Annotated in this window: 21 protein-coding genes; 9 read left to right on the plus strand and 12 right to left on the minus strand. The window is 59.0% G+C overall.

The window, feature by feature from the left end:
• Window positions 1-35: 35 nt before the first annotated feature.
• Together ACR3EP_RS13390 and ACR3EP_RS13395 are read left to right on the plus strand one after the other, a co-directional pair.
• On the plus strand, window positions 36-947 hold the full coding sequence (locus tag ACR3EP_RS13390; protein WP_170349776.1) for a LysR family transcriptional regulator: 912 nt from the start codon (window positions 36-38) through the stop codon (window positions 945-947).
• Window positions 948-971: 24 nt separating this feature from the next.
• A complete protein-coding gene (locus ACR3EP_RS13395; RefSeq protein ID WP_480638271.1) occupies window positions 972-2,297 on the plus strand; it encodes a methyltransferase family protein in 1,326 nt (441 codons plus the stop codon).
• Between the two features lie 168 nt (window positions 2,298-2,465).
• Here ACR3EP_RS13395 and ACR3EP_RS13400 read toward each other — a convergent pair whose 3' ends face one another.
• The 5 genes from ACR3EP_RS13400 to ACR3EP_RS13420 are packed head-to-tail and all read right to left on the minus strand — an operon-like array spanning window position 2,466 to window position 6,149.
• A complete protein-coding gene (locus ACR3EP_RS13400; RefSeq protein ID WP_480638273.1) occupies window positions 2,466-3,185 on the minus strand; it encodes an SDR family NAD(P)-dependent oxidoreductase in 720 nt (239 codons plus the stop codon).
• A gap of 48 nt (window positions 3,186-3,233) precedes the next feature.
• Window positions 3,234-4,136: an OmpA family protein gene (locus ACR3EP_RS13405; RefSeq protein WP_480638275.1), complete on the minus strand. Its 903-nt coding sequence runs from the start codon at window positions 4,134-4,136 to the stop codon at window positions 3,234-3,236.
• Window positions 4,133-4,705, minus strand: a complete 573-nt coding sequence (locus tag ACR3EP_RS13410) for a peroxidase-related enzyme (RefSeq protein ID WP_170549945.1) — start codon at window positions 4,703-4,705, stop codon at window positions 4,133-4,135. The genes ACR3EP_RS13405 and ACR3EP_RS13410 overlap by 4 nt, the downstream gene beginning before the upstream one ends.
• Window positions 4,702-5,430, minus strand: coding sequence for a GNAT family N-acetyltransferase (locus tag ACR3EP_RS13415; RefSeq protein ID WP_480638277.1), 729 nt, complete (start codon window positions 5,428-5,430; stop codon window positions 4,702-4,704). The genes ACR3EP_RS13410 and ACR3EP_RS13415 overlap by 4 nt, the downstream gene beginning before the upstream one ends.
• A complete protein-coding gene (locus ACR3EP_RS13420) occupies window positions 5,427-6,149 on the minus strand; it encodes a competence/damage-inducible protein A (protein WP_480638279.1) in 723 nt (240 codons plus the stop codon). Before ACR3EP_RS13420 ends, ACR3EP_RS13415 begins: the two co-directional genes overlap by 4 nt.
• Before the next feature lie 52 nt (window positions 6,150-6,201).
• Between ACR3EP_RS13420 and sfsA the strand changes: the two genes are divergently transcribed.
• Window positions 6,202-6,909, plus strand: coding sequence for a DNA/RNA nuclease SfsA (gene sfsA / locus ACR3EP_RS13425; RefSeq protein ID WP_480638280.1), 708 nt, complete (start codon window positions 6,202-6,204; stop codon window positions 6,907-6,909).
• 105 nt (window positions 6,910-7,014) lie between these two features.
• Complete coding sequence (locus tag ACR3EP_RS13430; RefSeq protein ID WP_480638282.1) at window positions 7,015-8,157, plus strand: amidohydrolase; 1,143 nt, start codon at window positions 7,015-7,017, stop codon at window positions 8,155-8,157.
• A 37-nt stretch (window positions 8,158-8,194) separates the two neighbouring features.
• On the opposite strand, the gene ACR3EP_RS13435 is transcribed toward ACR3EP_RS13430, so the two are convergent.
• Window positions 8,195-9,883 (minus strand): tetratricopeptide repeat-containing sulfotransferase family protein, encoded by a 1,689-nt coding sequence (locus ACR3EP_RS13435; RefSeq protein ID WP_480638284.1) that lies wholly within the window; start codon window positions 9,881-9,883, stop codon window positions 8,195-8,197.
• A 191-nt stretch (window positions 9,884-10,074) separates the two neighbouring features.
• Here ACR3EP_RS13435 and map point away from each other — a divergent pair, with 191 nt between their 5' ends.
• On the plus strand, window positions 10,075-10,887 hold the full coding sequence (gene map, locus ACR3EP_RS13440) for a type I methionyl aminopeptidase (protein WP_170349766.1): 813 nt from the start codon (window positions 10,075-10,077) through the stop codon (window positions 10,885-10,887).
• Here the strand turns inward: map and ACR3EP_RS13445 are convergent.
• The 4 genes from ACR3EP_RS13445 to ACR3EP_RS13460 all read right to left on the minus strand — a co-directional run bounded on the left by ACR3EP_RS13445 (window position 10,875) and on the right by ACR3EP_RS13460 (window position 13,566).
• Window positions 10,875-11,054, minus strand: coding sequence for a hypothetical protein (locus ACR3EP_RS13445; protein WP_170349765.1), 180 nt, complete (start codon window positions 11,052-11,054; stop codon window positions 10,875-10,877). The two genes, map and ACR3EP_RS13445, sit on opposite strands and share 13 nt — an antisense overlap.
• 24 nt (window positions 11,055-11,078) lie before the next feature.
• Complete coding sequence (locus tag ACR3EP_RS13450) at window positions 11,079-11,714, minus strand: HAD family hydrolase (RefSeq protein ID WP_480638286.1); 636 nt, start codon at window positions 11,712-11,714, stop codon at window positions 11,079-11,081.
• Window positions 11,715-11,800: 86 nt separating this feature from the next.
• Window positions 11,801-12,358, minus strand: a complete 558-nt coding sequence (gene rsmD, locus ACR3EP_RS13455) for a 16S rRNA (guanine(966)-N(2))-methyltransferase RsmD (RefSeq protein WP_480638288.1) — start codon at window positions 12,356-12,358, stop codon at window positions 11,801-11,803.
• Entirely contained in the window at window positions 12,355-13,566 is a 1,212-nt protein-coding gene (locus ACR3EP_RS13460; RefSeq protein ID WP_480638289.1) for an NAD(P)/FAD-dependent oxidoreductase, read from the minus strand. The genes rsmD and ACR3EP_RS13460 overlap by 4 nt, the downstream gene beginning before the upstream one ends.
• A 100-nt stretch (window positions 13,567-13,666) precedes the next feature.
• Between ACR3EP_RS13460 and ACR3EP_RS13465 the strand changes: the two genes are divergently transcribed.
• From ACR3EP_RS13465 to ACR3EP_RS13480, 4 genes are all read left to right on the plus strand, one after another.
• Entirely contained in the window at window positions 13,667-14,152 is a 486-nt protein-coding gene (locus ACR3EP_RS13465) for a peroxiredoxin (protein ID WP_170410792.1), read from the plus strand.
• A 103-nt stretch (window positions 14,153-14,255) separates the two neighbouring features.
• Entirely contained in the window at window positions 14,256-14,501 is a 246-nt protein-coding gene (locus ACR3EP_RS13470) for a glycine zipper 2TM domain-containing protein (RefSeq protein ID WP_058282649.1), read from the plus strand.
• Window positions 14,502-14,512: 11 nt separating this feature from the next.
• Window positions 14,513-14,860 carry an EF-hand domain-containing protein gene (locus tag ACR3EP_RS13475; protein WP_480638291.1) on the plus strand — a complete coding sequence of 116 codons (348 nt, stop codon included), beginning with the start codon at window positions 14,513-14,515 and terminating at the stop codon, window positions 14,858-14,860.
• 15 nt (window positions 14,861-14,875) lie between these two features.
• A complete protein-coding gene (locus ACR3EP_RS13480) occupies window positions 14,876-15,181 on the plus strand; it encodes a hypothetical protein (protein WP_226689087.1) in 306 nt (101 codons plus the stop codon).
• Here ACR3EP_RS13480 and ACR3EP_RS13485 read toward each other — a convergent pair.
• Together ACR3EP_RS13485 and ACR3EP_RS13490 are read right to left on the minus strand one after the other, a co-directional pair.
• Window positions 15,178-15,471, minus strand: a complete 294-nt coding sequence (locus ACR3EP_RS13485) for a 4a-hydroxytetrahydrobiopterin dehydratase (protein WP_170396597.1) — start codon at window positions 15,469-15,471, stop codon at window positions 15,178-15,180. The two genes, ACR3EP_RS13480 and ACR3EP_RS13485, sit on opposite strands and share 4 nt — an antisense overlap.
• Complete coding sequence (locus ACR3EP_RS13490; RefSeq protein ID WP_480638293.1) at window positions 15,468-16,655, minus strand: GNAT family N-acetyltransferase; 1,188 nt, start codon at window positions 16,653-16,655, stop codon at window positions 15,468-15,470. The genes ACR3EP_RS13485 and ACR3EP_RS13490 overlap by 4 nt, the downstream gene beginning before the upstream one ends.
• Window positions 16,656-16,671 lie beyond the last annotated feature (16 nt).

The raw sequence follows: 16,671 nt of genomic DNA on the forward strand, positions 1-16,671 counted from the left end.
AAGTCAGGCAGAGACAAAACACCCGGGGAACGAGTATGGACCGACTGACCGAAATGGAAGCCTTTGCCAATGTGGTGGATCAGGGTGGGTTCACCGATGCGGCCAAGAAGATGGGTATTTCTAAATCTGCAGTATCAAAGCATGTATCAAGCCTTGAGGCACGGCTGGGCGCACGATTGCTGAACCGTACCACGCGTCGGGTATCCCCGACCGAGATCGGGCTGGCCTATTACGACCGCGCGCGCCGCGTACTGAATGACGCGGGCGAAGCGGATGCGCTGGTCACCTCAATGCAATCGGCACCTTCTGGCCTGCTGCGAATCAGCGTGGCGACGGATTTCGGGGTGAACCATCTGTCGCCGGTGCTGTCGGACTTTTTGGCCGCGTACCCGGATATCACCGTGAATATGGTTCTGAACAACCGTTACGTGGAATTGATTTCCGAAGGCTTCGACGTCGCCGTACGCATTGGTGAGCTTGAGGACAGCACACTGCGCGCACGTAAACTGACAGAAACCGTGAAACGGATGGTCGCCGCGCCCAGCTATATCGAGAAATTCGGTCGTCCGCAAAAAATCGACGATCTGAATGAACACAAGCTGCTGCATTACTCGAGCCAATCCTCGGGCAATGTCTGGAGGTTGACGGCACCGTCAGGTGAAAAAAGACAAGTGCGCACCGCCGGTTGGCTCAGCGTGAATGACGGTCAGTCGCTGTTGAACGCCGCGATCTCGGGGCTGGGGATCGCATATCTGCCCAGCTACCTGTATGCCGAAGCGCTGAAATCCGGCGAGGTACTGGATGCGATGCCGTCATTGCCCGATGAGGTGCAGGGTATCTATGCCGTCTATCCACCCGGCCGCTTCACGCAGCCCAAAGTACGCGCGTTCATCGATTTCCTGGTTCAGTCCTTTGCGGAAAAAGGCCTGATGGATTGGGTGGACTGACCCGATGCTCAACAGGCTGAACAAATGAATACAGCTATTCAGACCGAGAATAGCACCGAGTACACCGATGGCGACGCACGTCCTGCATCGTCAACAGGGTCAAAAACGCCCCCGGTTTCAGCCGTAAGCGAAATCACTGGCCTGATTGGCGTAGTCGGCCTTTTTGCAGCAACATTGGCAGCCGTCTATTTCGACACGCCGTTGTTGCAGTCCATTCAGTTGTTGTTGGCGGGTGCCGCGCTTCCGATGATTGTGTCCTCTATCCTGCTGGACAAGGCCCATTTGCGCGCCTCAACAGGATTGGATTATGGGCTCAGGAGGCACTCTTCAGATGTTGTCTCAATCACGGTAACAAAGACCCTGGGCCTTGGGGCGACCTTTTTCGTCATCGCCATGGCCTACCAGATCATTCCGACCTACGACTCGTCGAAATACGAGCTGGTTCGCGCACTGACCCTTGCGTGGTTTCCTATAATTTGGATTCTGTCCCCAGCTTATATTGCCTTCACCACCCGCCACATGGTCGAGCCGCGCGACGAACTTTGGCACTTTGGTAAGCTGATCACCCTGCAGCTTTCCGTCGTGGATTCTGAAAAGATCAAAGACCATTGCAGGACATGGCTGGTCAAAGGGTTTTTCCTGGCCTTCATGATCACCATCCTACCGCAGATCGTCAGTTTCGTGACCAACGCGGATCTAGAGAGCTTTTTTGCCGATCCAGTGTCGCTCATCCTGCTATTGATCCAGGTTTCCTTTCTTGTGGATGTGTGCATCGGGTCGATTGGCTATGTCTGCACGTTCCGGGTTCTCGATTCACATATTAGAACTGCGAACCCGTATTTATCTGCCTGGGTCGCTGCGCTGGTGTGTTATCCCCCCTTCGCGTTGATGACCACTAGTGGCCCGCTCGACTATCGCGCAGGCACGCAATCATGGACGGATTGGCTGTCGGATCAGCCTGTGCTTTTGATTGTTTGGGGCGGCGTAATTCTGTTGCTTGCCATAATCTATGCCTGGGCAACCGCTGCGTTCGGGCTTCGTTTTTCGAACCTGACCCATCGCGGGATTATCACGACCGGGCCGTTTCGCTATTCCAAGCATCCTGCCTATCTGTCCAAAAACATCATGTGGTGGATGCTTTACATGCCATTTCTTTCGGCCGTCGGACCAGCGGCCGCCCTTCAAAGCTGCATTTTGTTGTTGGGGGTGAATGCACTGTATTACGCGCGCGCCAAGACGGAAGAAAAGCATCTTATGACCGACGAAGACTATCACGCCTATGCTGACTGGATCGCGGAAAATGGCCTGATTGCGCGCTTGCGAAATCAACGTCGCAGTCAGAAACCCTGACGGTCAGAGCCAACCGAAGGCGATTAGTCGAAGGAAAACCACAGATCGTCTTCGTTTTGTCGACAAATCGTCTCTTTTGCCAGTGATAGTGCAAGTAACAGGAAATATCTCCCCCGGTGAACCTCGACGGCCCGCGCATCAGTGCGGGTCTTTTTTATTAATTGTCTTTTAGAAACGCTCGACCCAAGGACGCAAGGTCAGCTCGTTGCTCCAGGCGGATCGGTCCTGATGTACCAAATGCATGTATTCCCGCGCGATGGCGTCCGGGTCCAACATGCTGTCGGGGTTGTCCGTGGCCTCAACCCGTTCCGGACGGGACGCATTGCGGATGCCACCGTCGATATTGACCCACGCCACGTGGATGCCTTTGGGGTGCAACTCGCGCGCCATGGATTGCGCCAATCCGCGTTGTGCAAATTTGCCCATGGCAAAGGGTGCGGACAGCGGAAAGCCTTTGACCCCAGCCGAGGCACCGGTGAACAGAATCGTTCCGCGCCGGTTGTCCCGCATCGGCTGGTCCAGCATGCGGCGGGCAGCGGCCTGCCCTAACAAAAAGGCCCCGTGGGCCGTTATTTCAACCGCCTTGCGTACCGTTTCGGGGTCCAGATCGGTGATGGGACCACGCTGCCGGGCCGAGGGGTTGTAACAGGCCACACGCAATTCACCCGGCAGATCGGCGACCAACGCCGCCACGCCCGTGGCATCCGTACCGTCCAGCTGATGAAGCGTCGCACCCGTTTCGGCAGCCAGTGGTTCCAGTTTCGCGATATCGCGCGCGGTCAAGTGCAGCGCATATCCATCCCGAGCCAAGGCCCGCGCGAATGAGGCCGACAGGCCTGCTCCCGCGCCGATGATCAATGCCTGAGGGGTTTGTGTCTGATCGGCCATGGCGAGCTCCTTCACTCTTGGTCCTCTCACTGACCTAAGTCGGTGCGATCAATTGACCAGCAATACGGCCTCAACCCGGCGATTCAGGTCGCGCCCTTCGGCGGTCGCGTTTGACGTCAACGGCGCCAGATACCCAATCCCCCGCGCCTCAAGCCGGTCGGCGGCAACCCCATGCGCCTCGATCAGGCGGGTTCGCACCGCTTGCGCCCGACCCGTGCTAACCGAGATATTAGCATCCAGCGCGCCGGTATCATCTGTGTGGCCCACCAACGCCAGCCGCGTACCCGGATTGTCGGCCAAATACCCGGCAATCAAATCCAGAGAGGCAAAGGGCCCGTCACCCAGCGTGATCTCACCGGTACGGAAATGCAGGTCGTCCAGAATCACATGCCCGTTCTGGGCCAATTCGCTCAGCAGGCCGTCCGTGGCGTTGACCGTTTCCTCGATCACCAGCGGCGGCGGAGCAGCGACACCAACCGGGGTGACACGGATCATCTGCACATAGCCGCTGGGCGGGTTGCGGCTGACCAGCAGGCTCAGCACCTCATCCCCGCGCGTGGCAGCCAAGAAGCGGTAATCCTGGATCGAGACATACATGTCGGGGGTCGGCACCACCTCGGTCCCGAAGCGGAAATCGAACCCGCCGCAATTCCGAGCCTCGCATTCGAACAAAACCTCATAGCCCTGCGCGATGATCTGTTCACGCAATGGCGCCAACAATTGCAACGTGGTGCTAGAGCCCGATTGCACACGCCATGTGATGCGCTCAATCTGCCCTTCGACGTGGCGCACGGGCAGGCTGCCATCGGCAAAGGGGCCAGTTGGCAGATCGTAACTGTCCAAGGGGCTGACACGGTCGCTGAGTTGACGTGCGCCGCTAGGCAGGGTCAGGTCTTGCGCGGCAAGCGGTCCGGCCAGCAACACCAGGATCAGAAAGGCAATTCGGGTCATCGGGCCTGCGCGTGATATTCGTCATTCGGGGCCATCGCCGTAGCACTGGCAACCCGGTTCGACATGTTGAAAAATCCGGTGACATTGGCAAGGTCCCAGATATCCCGGTCTGTCAGCCCGACATCCCGTAGGTGTTGGCGATCGGGCTCTTCGATCTCGGCGCTGGAAGTCGTCATTTTGGCGGCGAAGTCCAGCAGCGCTCGCTGTCGCGGGTCCAGCGGCGCCACACGGTAGTTCATCACCAGCATCTCACCCAGTTGTGGATCGCCCGACAATTGCCGCACCGCTGCGCCATGGGCCACAAGGCAGTAAAAGCATTTGTTGATCGCCGACACGACCACGGCGATCATTTCCCGTTCCAGCTTGCTCAGCCCACTGTCGCCCAGCATCAGATCGTTATACGTCGCCGTAAATGCGTTCAGCTTGTCGATATCAAACGCATAGGCCCGCAGCACATTCGGTACAAAGCCCAGCTTTTCCACACAGATATCAAAATATTTCTGCGTCTCGGGCGGCAGCGGGTCCACCATCGGCAAATTCAGCGCGGTGGGCATATTCTGGTCGGTCACGTCAGGCTCTCTCCTTGGACAAGCTGACGGTAGTGGTATTCGCCGACAATCTCCATCCCAAGTGCGTGATAAAGCCCGTTGGCTGCCGCGTTCGCCTTGGTGCAGATCACGCTGAGTGTTTCGGCACCGTTTTCCTGTGCCCAAAAGGCTGCGGCGCGCATCGCCCAGGCACCCAACCCGTGTCGCCGGTGCTGCGGCAGAACCTCAAGCGCGTGAACCATCGCAACACCGTCTTGAATCGCGACAAATACAGTACCGGCGGGCTGATCGTCGCGGCGCAGCATTAGCCCGGTTTTCGGGCCCTTCGCCCGCTCCATCACCGCAACACGTGCCGGACCAATTCCACCCTGCGCCCAAATCTCGCGCATAATCGCAAGGGGTTCCGGTGTTGGAAAGACCATCACGCGCGGGATCGGTGTATCGGTCAGGTGATCAGTTGGGCAGGCATAGATGTTAACCGGATCCAGAACCTCATACCCGCACGCGGCAAGCTGAGCATCCAACGCCTCATCCCCCCGACGCAGACAGAACAGGCGCTTTTGCCCCATCGCCTGCATTGCAGCCTCGGCGGCGCTGATATCAGCTTCGGTCACCGGCCCCAGCGCACTGGCCGCTGACACCCGCGATCCACCGCCCTGCCCTTGTCGCAGCTGAAACGGCCCCTTCCGTTCATAGCCCGCAGCGGGCCAGGTGCCGTCGACGATGTCGGGCCAGTTGACGCTCACAGATCAAGCTCTTTCGCCAATCGGGTGACAGCCGCGTCGATCCGTGCCCCGTCTGTGCCGCGCACAACCACGTTCGCCCCAAACACGCCGTTGATCTGGTACGGGTAGCTGCCGATGGACAGGTCCGAGAAATCTTCAGCTAAGGCGGACAGCGGTCCCGCGATATCACCCTCACCACGTTCCACGCGCAGGGTTTGCGACAACAACGGGCTGCCACCGGTCAGGCCGGGCAACACGCTGGCAACCATCGCCTGAAACACCGAAGGCACCCCGGCCATCACATGCACGTTCTGAATGGTGAACCCCGGCGCAGTCGAAACCGGATTGTCGATCAGCGCCGCCCCGTCCGGAATGCGGGCCATGCGCAGGCGGGCCGCGTTCAACTCCTGCCCGGATTTGTCATAGCGGGCCTGCAACAAAGCGCGCGCATCCTCGCGCACGTCGATAGGCGTGTCGAACGCACGGGCAATGCTGTCGGCGGTGATATCGTCATGGGTCGGGCCGATCCCACCGCTGGTAAAGACATTGTCATAGGCTTCCGACAACGCCTTGACCGCCGTTTCAATGGCGGATGCGTCGTCGCTGACAATGCGCACCTCTTTCAGATCGATGCCATGTTTGGTCAGTTCACCGGCGAGGTAATGCATATTCGCTTCTCGGGTGCGGCCTGAAAGGATTTCATCCCCGATCACCAGCATTGCAGCGGTTGGATTGGCCATGGCGCGTGCCTCCCTCTTGATCGACCTTTGGGGCAGGTATAGGCCCTGAGGCATGAAATTTGAAACCCCCCTTGTCCCCGCCCGCCTGATCCGACGCTACAAACGCTTCCTGGCCGATTGCACGTTGGAGGACGGGCGCGAGGTGACCGCACACTGCGCCAACCCGGGCTCGATGATGGGGCTGGCCGAGCCGGGCGAGAAAATCTGGCTGGAGCCCAATGACGACCCGAAGAAGAAACTGAAATACGGCTGGCGTTTGGTCGATCATGAAAATGGACACTTTACCGGGGTCGACACCTCGGTTCCCAACAAAGCCCTGCGCGCGGCACTGGAAGCTGGAGAGATTCCGGAACTTGCGGCCTATAGGACCGTCCGCCCCGAGGTGAAATACGGCGAAAACAGCCGCATCGACTTTTTATTGACCCAACCGGGCCTGCCAGATGCCTATGTCGAGGTCAAAAGCGTCACCCTGTCTCGCCAACCGGGACTGGCCGAATTCCCGGACAGTGTCACCGCCCGCGGCACCAAGCATCTGAGTGAACTGGCGGCGATGGCGGCGCTGGGGCACCGCGCGATCATGCTGTATCTGGTGCAGCGCACCGATTGCGACCGGTTCGCGCTGGCCGCGGATATCGACCCAGCCTACGCGGCCGCGTTCGAGATCGCGCAGGGGCAAGGGGTCGAGCGGCTGATTTACGGCACGCGCATTGCACCCACCGAAATCACGGTCGGCGAAAGGATTCGGGCGCAACCCGGATAAGGCCGGATTTTATCTGTTGCGCCCGTTGCCATTTCCCGGTCCGCGCGTTTGACTATGCTCGGGTCACCCGCACCAACGATTTACCAACCAGTCAGGGGAACGCACTTGGAGTCCAATCAAGAAAAGCTAGTTGCCTTGCGGCAAGATTTTCACCGCTTTCCGGAACTTGGGTTCGATGAGACACGTACCAAGGCCAAAGTAGCGGAGTTTCTGCGCGATCTCGGATTGGACGTTCACGAGGGCGTCGGCGTCGTGGGGGTGTTGAAAGCGGGTACAGGCAACCGGGCCATCGGGCTGCGCGCTGATATGGATGCCCTGCCGATTCATGAGACCAGCCAGCACGATTACCCCTCGGAGACCGACGGCGTGATGCATGCCTGTGGGCATGACGGCCACATGTCGATGTTATTGGGCGCCGCGCAGGAACTGGCTGCTGATCCCAGCTTCGATGGCACCATAGTTTTTTTGTTCCAGCCCAATGAAGAACATGGGCTCGGCGCGCGGGCGATGATTGATGAAGGGATTCTGGAACAGTTTCCGGTGGACGAGATCTATGCCATTCACAACCTTCCCGGTGCCCCTGTCGGGCAGATATCGACGCGGACCGGGTTGATCTGTTCCTCAGAAAGCCTGTTCGAGATTGCCATCACCGGTCAGGGGGGTCATGCCTCGATGCCGCAAGCAGGGCGCGATGCGATCACCATTGGCGCGGATATGGTGCAGGCATTGCAGACCATCGTATCGCGCAAACTTGCCCCCGGTGCCGGGGCGGTGGTGTCAGTGACCGAGTTTCTGACCGATGGGCAGCGCAATGTTCTGCCGGGACATGCGACCTTGAAAGGCGACGTACGCGCCCGCAGCCCCGAAGACCGCATCACCATCGAGGGCCTGATGCGCGAAATCGCACGCGGTGTGGCCATCGCGCACGGGGTCTCGGTCGATGTCATGTTCAACACGGAATTCATCGAAACAATTAATGCCGAGGAACCCACACAGGCCGTTGTTCGGACCGCACGATTCATCGGCGCCGACACCATCCCCGACCGCCAGCCCATGAGCTTTTCCGAAGATTTCGCCCATTTCAGCGCGGTCGTTCCGGGCTGTTTTCTGCTGATGGGGAATGGCGAAACCGGACCGCATGGGCAACCGCTGCACTCCAGCGATTACGATTTCAATGATGAATTGCTGCTCTTGGGGGTCGATTTCTGGACTGCGCTTGCGCGCGATCGTTTGCCCGCAAGGGATTGAACCGAAGCGGCCCCAATGGATGAGGGCGCAACCGGTTTCAGGCTTGCTGTTCCTCAGCATCGCCTGGCGCATCCAGAAACTCTGCCCACAACTCGGCATCCAGTCCGTTCACAAACAGCTCGAACTCATCTGTCACCGCCTGCCAGCCCCCGACCGAGGCGGCATTGACCGGCTTGCGCGCCTGTAGGTTACTGGCCGTCTTAATCGCGTTCGGGGACTTGTCCGGTGACAGCATCGCGTCCTCAAAGGGCAGATCGCAGATCTGAGCCAGTTCTTTTGCGGTTTTTTCCAGATTGCCTACCAACGTCTCATACCGAATGTCGTGAATACGTCCCGGCAGAACCTTATGCCAGTGCTGGATATAGCGCTGATACCGGTTGGCCTCGGCCGCCATCCAGTCCAGGTCATGGGTGAAATACAACCCGCCCGCGCCAAAATTCGCGCGCCACATGGACAGCGCGACATCGCGCGGGTCTCGCAGCACGTTAAAAATCACGGCATTGGGGAAAGCTTGCGCAATCTCACCCAAAAAAGCGTAGTTGCCCGGTGCTTTGTCCACAAAAGCCACTGCGCCATCTGTCAACGAAGGCAGCTTACCCATGTAGAAATCGGCCAGATTATGAGCCTCGCGCCATTCGGGTGGTTGCGCTTCGGCCTGTCTGGCCCATTGGTGTACTGATGCCAGCTCACCCAAACCCTGAACAGCAGAGTGACGGCCCAGAATACGCTCGACCAGCGTGGTGCCCGACCGGGGTAGACCAACCACAAAAATCGGCCGGGTACTGCCCTTGGATGGTTTGGGCTGGGCAGCGGGCAATGGCGCAGCCAGCCGTTTATCGCATTCCTGCACGCTGCGTTCTTCCCAAGAGTCAAACCCTGCACGCTGCATCAAATGAGCCTCAGACAGGTGCTGCATTTCAAGCGGTGTGTTCTTTTCGCGGCGTGCCAGGCTGGCCGCAGCAAAGCATACCATCACAGCATCCTTAGGGTTTGGCACGCCGCGCTCCAGCGCAGCTGCGATCTGCGTCTTCAGCGTTGCGGCATCCTCGAAGGTCAGATTGGGCAACCCCGCCATCATCTCAAGCGCCTCGGGGTGACCAGGCGCTTGCACCAGGGCTGCGCGTAGGTTCTTTAACACCTCGCCAAGCTGGCCCAAACCCAACTGAGATCTGGCAAGACGTAACAGGCCGGGAAGAAACCGCGGGTTTTTTCGAACCAGCGTATTCAACATGTCTACAGCACTATCCCATTGCTGCAACGCATCCAGAATGTCCGCCTTCAGAATTTGCGCATTCACATTGGCGGGTTCGCGCTTCAGGACTTGTTCGATGGCTACAAGGGCCATTTCCGCTTCTTGCTCTTGCAGCAGGGCCAACGCCTGAATGAACAGCTGCGCCGGGCTGAGAGGACCACGTGCGCGAATTTTCTCAAGAAACTTCAAGGCAGCAGCCGGTTCGCCGCCTTGAATCAAGCTCAGACCATAGTTCTGGATCAGTTCGGCATTGCCGGGGTCCAGCCGCCAAGCGCGTTCAAAATACATCTGGGCCTGCTTGAAGTTCTGCTGCTGAATTGCGCACAGACCGGCAATTCGGGGCAACGCCGCAGCCTTAGGCCATTTCTTGGCCGCCTTGGTGGCGCGTTTAAAGGCCTGATCCAGCCGACCAGCCTGGAGAAGCGCGCTGATATTGGTGATCTCGGCCCTCAACTGGTCTGCTTTTCTTTGCATTTGCACGCCTTCTCCTGTTTCGCGCACCCGCGCAGCCTTGCTTTGTGCTAGTTGAAAATTACCTGAGGGTCTATATGCGATCAGGTACCAGACCGGGCGCGGACTTGACATTACGACCTAACGCCCTCTGGTACTTTCTGCACAAGCAGCGTAAAAGGAGTGCTGCGCGAAACATTTGGAGCCTCGCATCCATGAAAGAACATCGTGGCCGTCTGACCAAGGATGGCATCCGCATCTATGAACAGGGTGACTTTGCCGGCATGCACGCGGCAGGGGCACTGGCTGCGCGGATACTCGACGATATTGCGGATCATGTCTTTCCCGGCCAAACAACCGGTGAGATCGACCGCCTGATCACTCAGATGGTCGAGGATGCAGGCGCAACGTCGGCCACCATAGGCTACAAGGGCTATCAGCACGCAAGCTGTATCAGCGTGAATCATGTGGTCTGCCACGGCATCCCAGGCGACAAGCGCCTGAAGGATGGCGATATCCTGAATATCGACGTTACCGTCATCGTTGACGGCTGGTTCGGCGATACTTCGCGCATGTTCGTGGCCGGTAAACTGCCCCGCAAGGCAGAGCGACTGATTCAGGTGACCCATGATGCGCTGTTCAAAGGCATTGAGATGGTCAAGCCGGGCAACACCTTCGGCGATATCGGCCACGCAATTCAGGCTTATGTCGAGGCGCACCGGATGAGCGTTGTCCGCGATTTCTGTGGCCACGGGTTGGGTCGTGTGTTCCACGCCCCGCCCAACGTGCTGCACTATGGCCGTCCGGGGACCGGAGCGAAGCTGGAAGAAGGCATGTTCTTCACCATCGAGCCGATGGTCAATCTGGGCCGCCCCGAGACCAAAACGCTGGCCGATGACTGGACCGCCGTGACCCGTGACAAGTCACTATCGGCGCAGTTCGAACATTCGGTGGGTGTCACGGCAGATGGGGTTGAGATCTTTACCCTGTCACCGGGCAACAAGTTTCACCCAACCTATTCGTCCTGATTGACGGCCTGATCTCGCAATAGCTTCAGCAGCAATGTCTCATCCCGCCACGGCGTCACTGCGTCGTGGATGAATACCGGTGCGCGCATGGGATTGCGTTCGGGGCCGGTAGTCGATTCCGTATCCTTTGAAAGGGTCCAGATCGGGGGATTTAAGGTACGGTCCATGCCCCGAATGCTAGCACGTCCGGGTCAGATTCCCAAAAGCGTCGGGACCTCGGCCATATCGGTAAAGACTTCGGCCCCAAGTTCCGCCAGCTTCTCGCCCTGCCCATGCGGCGCGTAGGCCAGACAGCGCATGCCCGCGCGTTTGGCTGCCAATACGCCGTTCTGGCTGTCTTCGATCACCACTGGTGAGGTGGCCCCGAATTGATCGGCGGCCGTCTGGAACATGACCGGATCAGGCTTGGCGGTTCCCAAGACATGGGCAGAGTACATTGCGCCGCTAAACCGCTCCCACAAACCGTTCTGGCCCAGAGTAATCTGCATTTTGTCGGGACTTCCATTTGACGCCACACAGAAGGGGATGCCCTTAGCATCCAGCGCGGTCAGCAGTTCCGGAATACCCGAAACCAGTTCCACGCCCTGCCGCAAACGATCATAGGTTTCTGCATAAACCTCATCGACCCAATCTTCGGGCAGGTTTGCGCCCAGCGCGCGGGCCTTGTCGCGCACTCCGGTCATTGTACCCCCAAGAAAGAACGCAACACTGTCTTCCAGCGACAAGTTCAGCCCATACCGTCCAAGATTGTCGACCAGCACCTGATTGGACAGCGGCTCACTGTCCACAAGAACACCGTCGCAATCGAAAATGACCAGATCGTGCATGCCTGCCCTCGTTGCTTTGCACTGTGCCTAACCAACCGTGCGCGCAGGTGCAAACCGGGTGTCAGCAGAACCTTGCCCGCAGGGTTTCAGCCTGAAACATTTCGCCACATCAACGAGATATGCGTATCACCGTATTTCCGGCTGTCCTGCAGGTCGAACCCCTGCGGCGCTGCCATGGGGCTGTTTTCCTCCCACACGATCAGCGCGTCGTCGGCGAGCCAGCCACGGGACAAGGCAGCGATGGCCTTTTGCCCCATGGATTTTCCATAAGGCGGATCCAGAAAGATCAGATCATAGGGCGCACCCGGATTTTCGCCCAGCCGCGTGGCGTCCCGGCGGATCAAGGTGGTGCGGTCGGCGCTGCGGGTCAGGTCGATATTCTTGCGGATCAGCCCCTGCGCCACCCGCCCGTCATCCACAAAGGTCACCTGTGCAGCACCGCGCGACAGCGCCTCAAGCCCCAGCGCGCCGGTTCCGGCAAACAGGTCCAGAACGCGCAGCCCGTCAAAGTCGATCTGATGACCCAACACGTTGAACAGGCTTTCGCGCACCCGGTCGGTGGTGGGGCGCAGATGTGCGCCCGCATCCCCCTTGCCGACCGACGCCAAGGCCCGGCCCCGGAACTCTCCGGCGATGATCCTCACGCCTTGAGCAGCGGTTTCAGATCCGCGTCAGGGTCGGCGACCACGGCCGGATCAGCGGTTTTGCCCGCCTCAATCAGGCGCTTGCCAACCATATACGCGCGAGGATCATTCATCGCGTCAACGGCGATCAGCTGATCGCCGTTGTAGTACCAGAAGGACACGGTCTGACCGTCACCCTGACGGGTCACCACGCGGTCATAGCCGGTGTTCAGGCCCGCAATCTGCAGTTTGACGTCATACTGATCCGACCAGAACCACGGCGTCGCCACATAGTCCTTGGCCGCGCCTAGCATGTTCTGGGCCACGATCTCGGCCTGATCAATCGCGTTCGGCACGCTTTCCAGACGAATACGGGCATCGCCATGTGGGAAGGACGCGCAGTCGCCTGCCGCCCAGATAGCCGGATCAGAGGTTCGACCATGCGCATCGGTCTTGATGCCGTTCTCCAACTCAAGCCCTGCGATCTCGGCCAGTTGGGTTGATGGGACGATGCCGACACCGACAACAACAAAATCGACCTCGATCTCGGTGCCGTCGGTCAGAACCGCACCAACCACCTTGCCGTTGTCGCCCACCAGACGATCAAGCCCGACACCTTCGCGGATATCGGCGCCATATTCACTGTGCAATGCGCGGAAGTAATCGCTGGTCTCGGGCGCGGCGACACGTTGCAGGATGCGGTCGGCCATTTCGACCAAAGTCACCTTGACCCCGCGCTTGGAGCAGACAGCCGCGGCCTCAAGCCCGATATAGCCTCCGCCCACGATCAGGGCGCGCGCGCCGTCTTTCACGCGGGGCTCCATCTCGTCGATATGGGCCAGATCGCGCACCACGTGGACACCTTCAAGATCGCCGCCAATCGCGGCAGGCAGGTAGCGCGGGTCCGACCCGGTGGTCAGGGCCAGTTCGTCATATGCGATGACGTCATCCCCCACGGTCACGGTTTTGGCCTGCGGATCAATCGCCGTCACGCGCTGACCCAAACGTAGGGTGATATTGTTCTCGGCATAGAAGCTTTCGGGCCGCAGGAACAGGCGCTCCAGCTCCATTTCACCCAGCAGATAAGCCTTGGACAGCGGCGGGCGCTGATAAGGCAGATGCGGCTCGGCCCCTATCAGAGTGACGTCCCCTTCGAACCCGTCTTTGCGCAGCCTGGCAACAAGCGACGACCCCGCCTGCCCGGCACCGATGACGACAATATGGCTCATGTTCCTCCCACCGTGTCGAATTCCCGTGGTCTCATCCACGCGACCACCTATATTGCGGCTGAGCCCGACTCTGCAAATCCAAACGACAGGAGCTTAAAAAATGATTTCAACAGGTGAGACACTGCCCGACGCCACACTGACGCAACTGGGCGCAGACGGCCCCGAAGAGGTGCGGATTTCAGACAAAACCAAAGGGCGCAAAGTGGTGATCTTTGCGGTTCCCGGAGCATACACGCCGACCTGCAGTTCGGCCCATGTGCCCAGCTTCATTCGCACCAAAGACCAGTTTACCGCCAATGGCGTGGATGAGATCATCTGCGTTTCGGTCAACGACCCGTTTGTTATGAAAGCCTGGGGCGAGGCCACAGGCGCGGCCGATGCAGGCCTGACCATGCTGGGCGATGCCTCAGCCGAATTCACCAAGGCCATTGGCATGGAATTCGACGCCCCGCCCGCCGGACTGTATGCCCGGTCCAAACGCTATGCCATGCTGGTCGAAGACGGCAAGGTCACTGCGCTGAACGTGGAAGAAAGCCCCGGCACCTGCGAGATTTCGGCAGGCGAAACTCTGCTGGACGCGATCTGATCCTGCGCGCGGCCCCGGGTCACCTCGGGGCCGCAAACGCATTTAACTTGATGCAACGCCCTGATCAGCCAATAGTTGTGGCATACAATCAGGGAGTTCATTGATGAAACTGAAAGTATTCACTCTATTACTGGGCACAGCGGGGGCATTGGCCGCCTGCGGCCCGGCACCCACCCCTCAGCAACAGGCGGCGCGGCAGCATGAAATCGCATGTCTCAGCGGATCACTGGGCGGTGCATTGATCGGCGGCGCGATCGGCAACCAATTCGGTGGTGGATCAGGTAAATCCATCCTGACTGCGGCAGGCGCAGCCGCAGGCGCGATTGAAGGCAACAGGTACGCATGCTGAGGAGAGCCGAGATGACACGTGGAATTTTGATTGCTGCGGCCCTTATACTGGCCGGTGCGGCCACAGCCGAGACCGTGGGCGAGTTGCATGAAAACGAACTGAAGGCCATCGACAAGAACAATGACGGCTTCTTGTCCCGTGATGAGTTCGATGCCTTTTCCGATTATGCCTTTCAGGAAATGGATGACGACAAGAACGGCACGCTGGGATTGGACGAAGCCAAGCCGTTTCTGGACATAAAACAGTTTCGGGACGTTGACCGCGATAATGACGACTTTATCTCTCGGGCGGAATACGACGCGCAGATGAACGACGACTTCAACGCGGCGGATAAGAACGGCAACGGTCAACTGGACTAGCAACAGGAGCGCACGATGAACAAATGGATCAGTTTGGGTGCGCTTTTTCTGCTTGTAGCGTGTGATGCGCCGCAAGCGCCGCTGGTGACCGGACCAGACGGGCAGGAACGCATTCAGATCAACACATCCGGGTTGACCTGTTACAAAACCCGCTGTCTGGACATTAACCCAGCCGCGCGCAGTGTCCGTCAGATCGGAAACCGGACGACCGGCATTCCGCGCAACATCGATGTCAGCAGCGGCACAGTAACACCCGCCGAGTTCGAGCAGATGGGCATAACCGCGTCGCTTGCGGGCGGGGTCGGGTCAGGCAACCGTTAGCACAGGCTATCCATTTTGCGCGCCAGCTTTGCATCCAGCGCCGAAATGCCACCGACATCATGGGTGGCCAGCGTCACTTCGACGGTGCGATAGACGTTGGACCATTCGGGGTGGTGATTCCACTTTTCGGCAAAAATCGCCACCTGCGTCATCCAACCAAAGGCATGCACGAAATCTTCAAAGATAAAGGTCTTGGTGATCGCATCCCGGTCTTCGACCATGGTCCAGCCGTTGTTGAACAGCGGGTCCAGAAGCGGTCCGCGGGTCTCGGGCGACAATAGTTCGGTCATAGCTGTTCCTCCGGGTTCGATTTCCTGAACGGGCCGTATTCCGTCAGAATCTCAATCTCTTGTCCCACTGCGTGGGCCTCGGCGTCCAGATATTTCTTGATCGCATCGGCAAAGCCGGGGTCGGCGACCCAATGCAAGCTATACGTGCGCATGGGAAGATAGCCCCGCGCCAGCTTGTGTTCGCCCTGCGCACCGGCCTCAACACGGGCTAATTCTTCGGCAATGGCAAAGTCGATCGCCCTATAGTAGCACAATTCAAAATGCAGGCAGGGGTGATGTTCGACGCAGCCCCAATAGCGGCCATAAAGCGTTTCGCGCCCAATGAAATTCAGTGCCCCGGCAATCGGATAACCATTGCGTTCCGCCAGAACCAATGCCATATCGTCAGTCATGGTTTCCTGAGCGATATCAAAGAATTGTCGCGTCAGGTAAGGCGATCCCCACTTCCGCGCGCCGGTATCCTGATAGAACCGCCAGAACGCATCCCAATGTTCAGGGCGCAGATCATCACCGGAATAGGTGTGAATTTCTCCGCCAAATTCGCAGGCCTGCGCGCGTTCCTTACGGATATTCTTGCGCTTGCGCGAGGACAGCGCGGCCAGAAACCCATCAAAATCCACATATTGGTCGTTAAGCCAGTGAAACTGCTGTGATTGACGCAGCAACAGACCCATCTGTTCGCCCGCCAGCGCTTCGTCCTCGGTGCAGAACGTGGCATGAACCGAAGACACCCGGTTATCGGCTGCAATCTGCACGGCCCCTTGCACCAGGGCCGACATGCCCGGCACCTCGTACCCCGGTCGCACCAGAAACCGCCGCCCGGTGGCCGGAGTGAACGGTACCGCGATCTGCAGTTTGGGGTAATACCGCTCGCCTGCGTTTTCATAAGCATGGGCCCAGCTGTGGTCGAAGATGTATTCGCCTTGACTGTGCGATTTGGCATACATCGGCGCGGCCGCGATCAGCATCCCATCCAGATATGCGGTCAGGTATTGAGGCTGCCAGCCAGTGCCCGGCCCAACCGAACCGCTGTTTTCCAGCGCCAGCAGGAAGCGATGCGTGGTAAAGGGATCAAGCGGCCGCCCGCCATCGGCGGCCTCGGGGCAGGCACAGGCATCCCATTCGGTCGCAGAAATCTGCGAAAGCGATCTCAGAACCTGAACTTCGATTTGCGCCTGATCCATGTGCCCTCCGCGTCTG

It is taken from the genome of Ruegeria sp. BB10 (assembly GCF_056535725.1).

What these genes read in the sequence shown, in the direction of transcription:
- ACR3EP_RS13390 (WP_170349776.1), top strand. Translation starts at nt 36, where the DNA reads ATGGACCGACTGACCGAAATGGAAGCCTTTGCCAATGTGGTGGATCAG.
- ACR3EP_RS13395 (WP_480638271.1), top strand. Translation starts at nt 972, where the DNA reads ATGAATACAGCTATTCAGACCGAGAATAGCACCGAGTACACCGATGGC.
- ACR3EP_RS13400 (WP_480638273.1), bottom strand. Translation starts at nt 3,185, where the DNA reads ATGGCCGATCAGACACAAACCCCTCAGGCATTGATCATCGGCGCGGGA.
- ACR3EP_RS13405 (WP_480638275.1), bottom strand. Translation starts at nt 4,136, where the DNA reads ATGACCCGAATTGCCTTTCTGATCCTGGTGTTGCTGGCCGGACCGCTT.
- ACR3EP_RS13420 (WP_480638279.1), bottom strand. Translation starts at nt 6,149, where the DNA reads ATGGCCAATCCAACCGCTGCAATGCTGGTGATCGGGGATGAAATCCTT.
- sfsA (WP_480638280.1), top strand. Translation starts at nt 6,202, where the DNA reads ATGAAATTTGAAACCCCCCTTGTCCCCGCCCGCCTGATCCGACGCTAC.
- ACR3EP_RS13435 (WP_480638284.1), bottom strand. Translation starts at nt 9,883, where the DNA reads ATGCAAAGAAAAGCAGACCAGTTGAGGGCCGAGATCACCAATATCAGC.
- map (WP_170349766.1), top strand. Translation starts at nt 10,075, where the DNA reads ATGAAAGAACATCGTGGCCGTCTGACCAAGGATGGCATCCGCATCTAT.
- ACR3EP_RS13445 (WP_170349765.1), bottom strand. Translation starts at nt 11,054, where the DNA reads ATGGACCGTACCTTAAATCCCCCGATCTGGACCCTTTCAAAGGATACG.
- ACR3EP_RS13450 (WP_480638286.1), bottom strand. Translation starts at nt 11,714, where the DNA reads ATGCACGATCTGGTCATTTTCGATTGCGACGGTGTTCTTGTGGACAGT.
- ACR3EP_RS13460 (WP_480638289.1), bottom strand. Translation starts at nt 13,566, where the DNA reads ATGAGCCATATTGTCGTCATCGGTGCCGGGCAGGCGGGGTCGTCGCTT.
- ACR3EP_RS13465 (WP_170410792.1), top strand. Translation starts at nt 13,667, where the DNA reads ATGATTTCAACAGGTGAGACACTGCCCGACGCCACACTGACGCAACTG.
- ACR3EP_RS13470 (WP_058282649.1), top strand. Translation starts at nt 14,256, where the DNA reads ATGAAACTGAAAGTATTCACTCTATTACTGGGCACAGCGGGGGCATTG.
- ACR3EP_RS13475 (WP_480638291.1), top strand. Translation starts at nt 14,513, where the DNA reads ATGACACGTGGAATTTTGATTGCTGCGGCCCTTATACTGGCCGGTGCG.
- ACR3EP_RS13480 (WP_226689087.1), top strand. Translation starts at nt 14,876, where the DNA reads ATGAACAAATGGATCAGTTTGGGTGCGCTTTTTCTGCTTGTAGCGTGT.
- ACR3EP_RS13485 (WP_170396597.1), bottom strand. Translation starts at nt 15,471, where the DNA reads ATGACCGAACTATTGTCGCCCGAGACCCGCGGACCGCTTCTGGACCCG.
- ACR3EP_RS13490 (WP_480638293.1), bottom strand. Translation starts at nt 16,655, where the DNA reads ATGGATCAGGCGCAAATCGAAGTTCAGGTTCTGAGATCGCTTTCGCAG.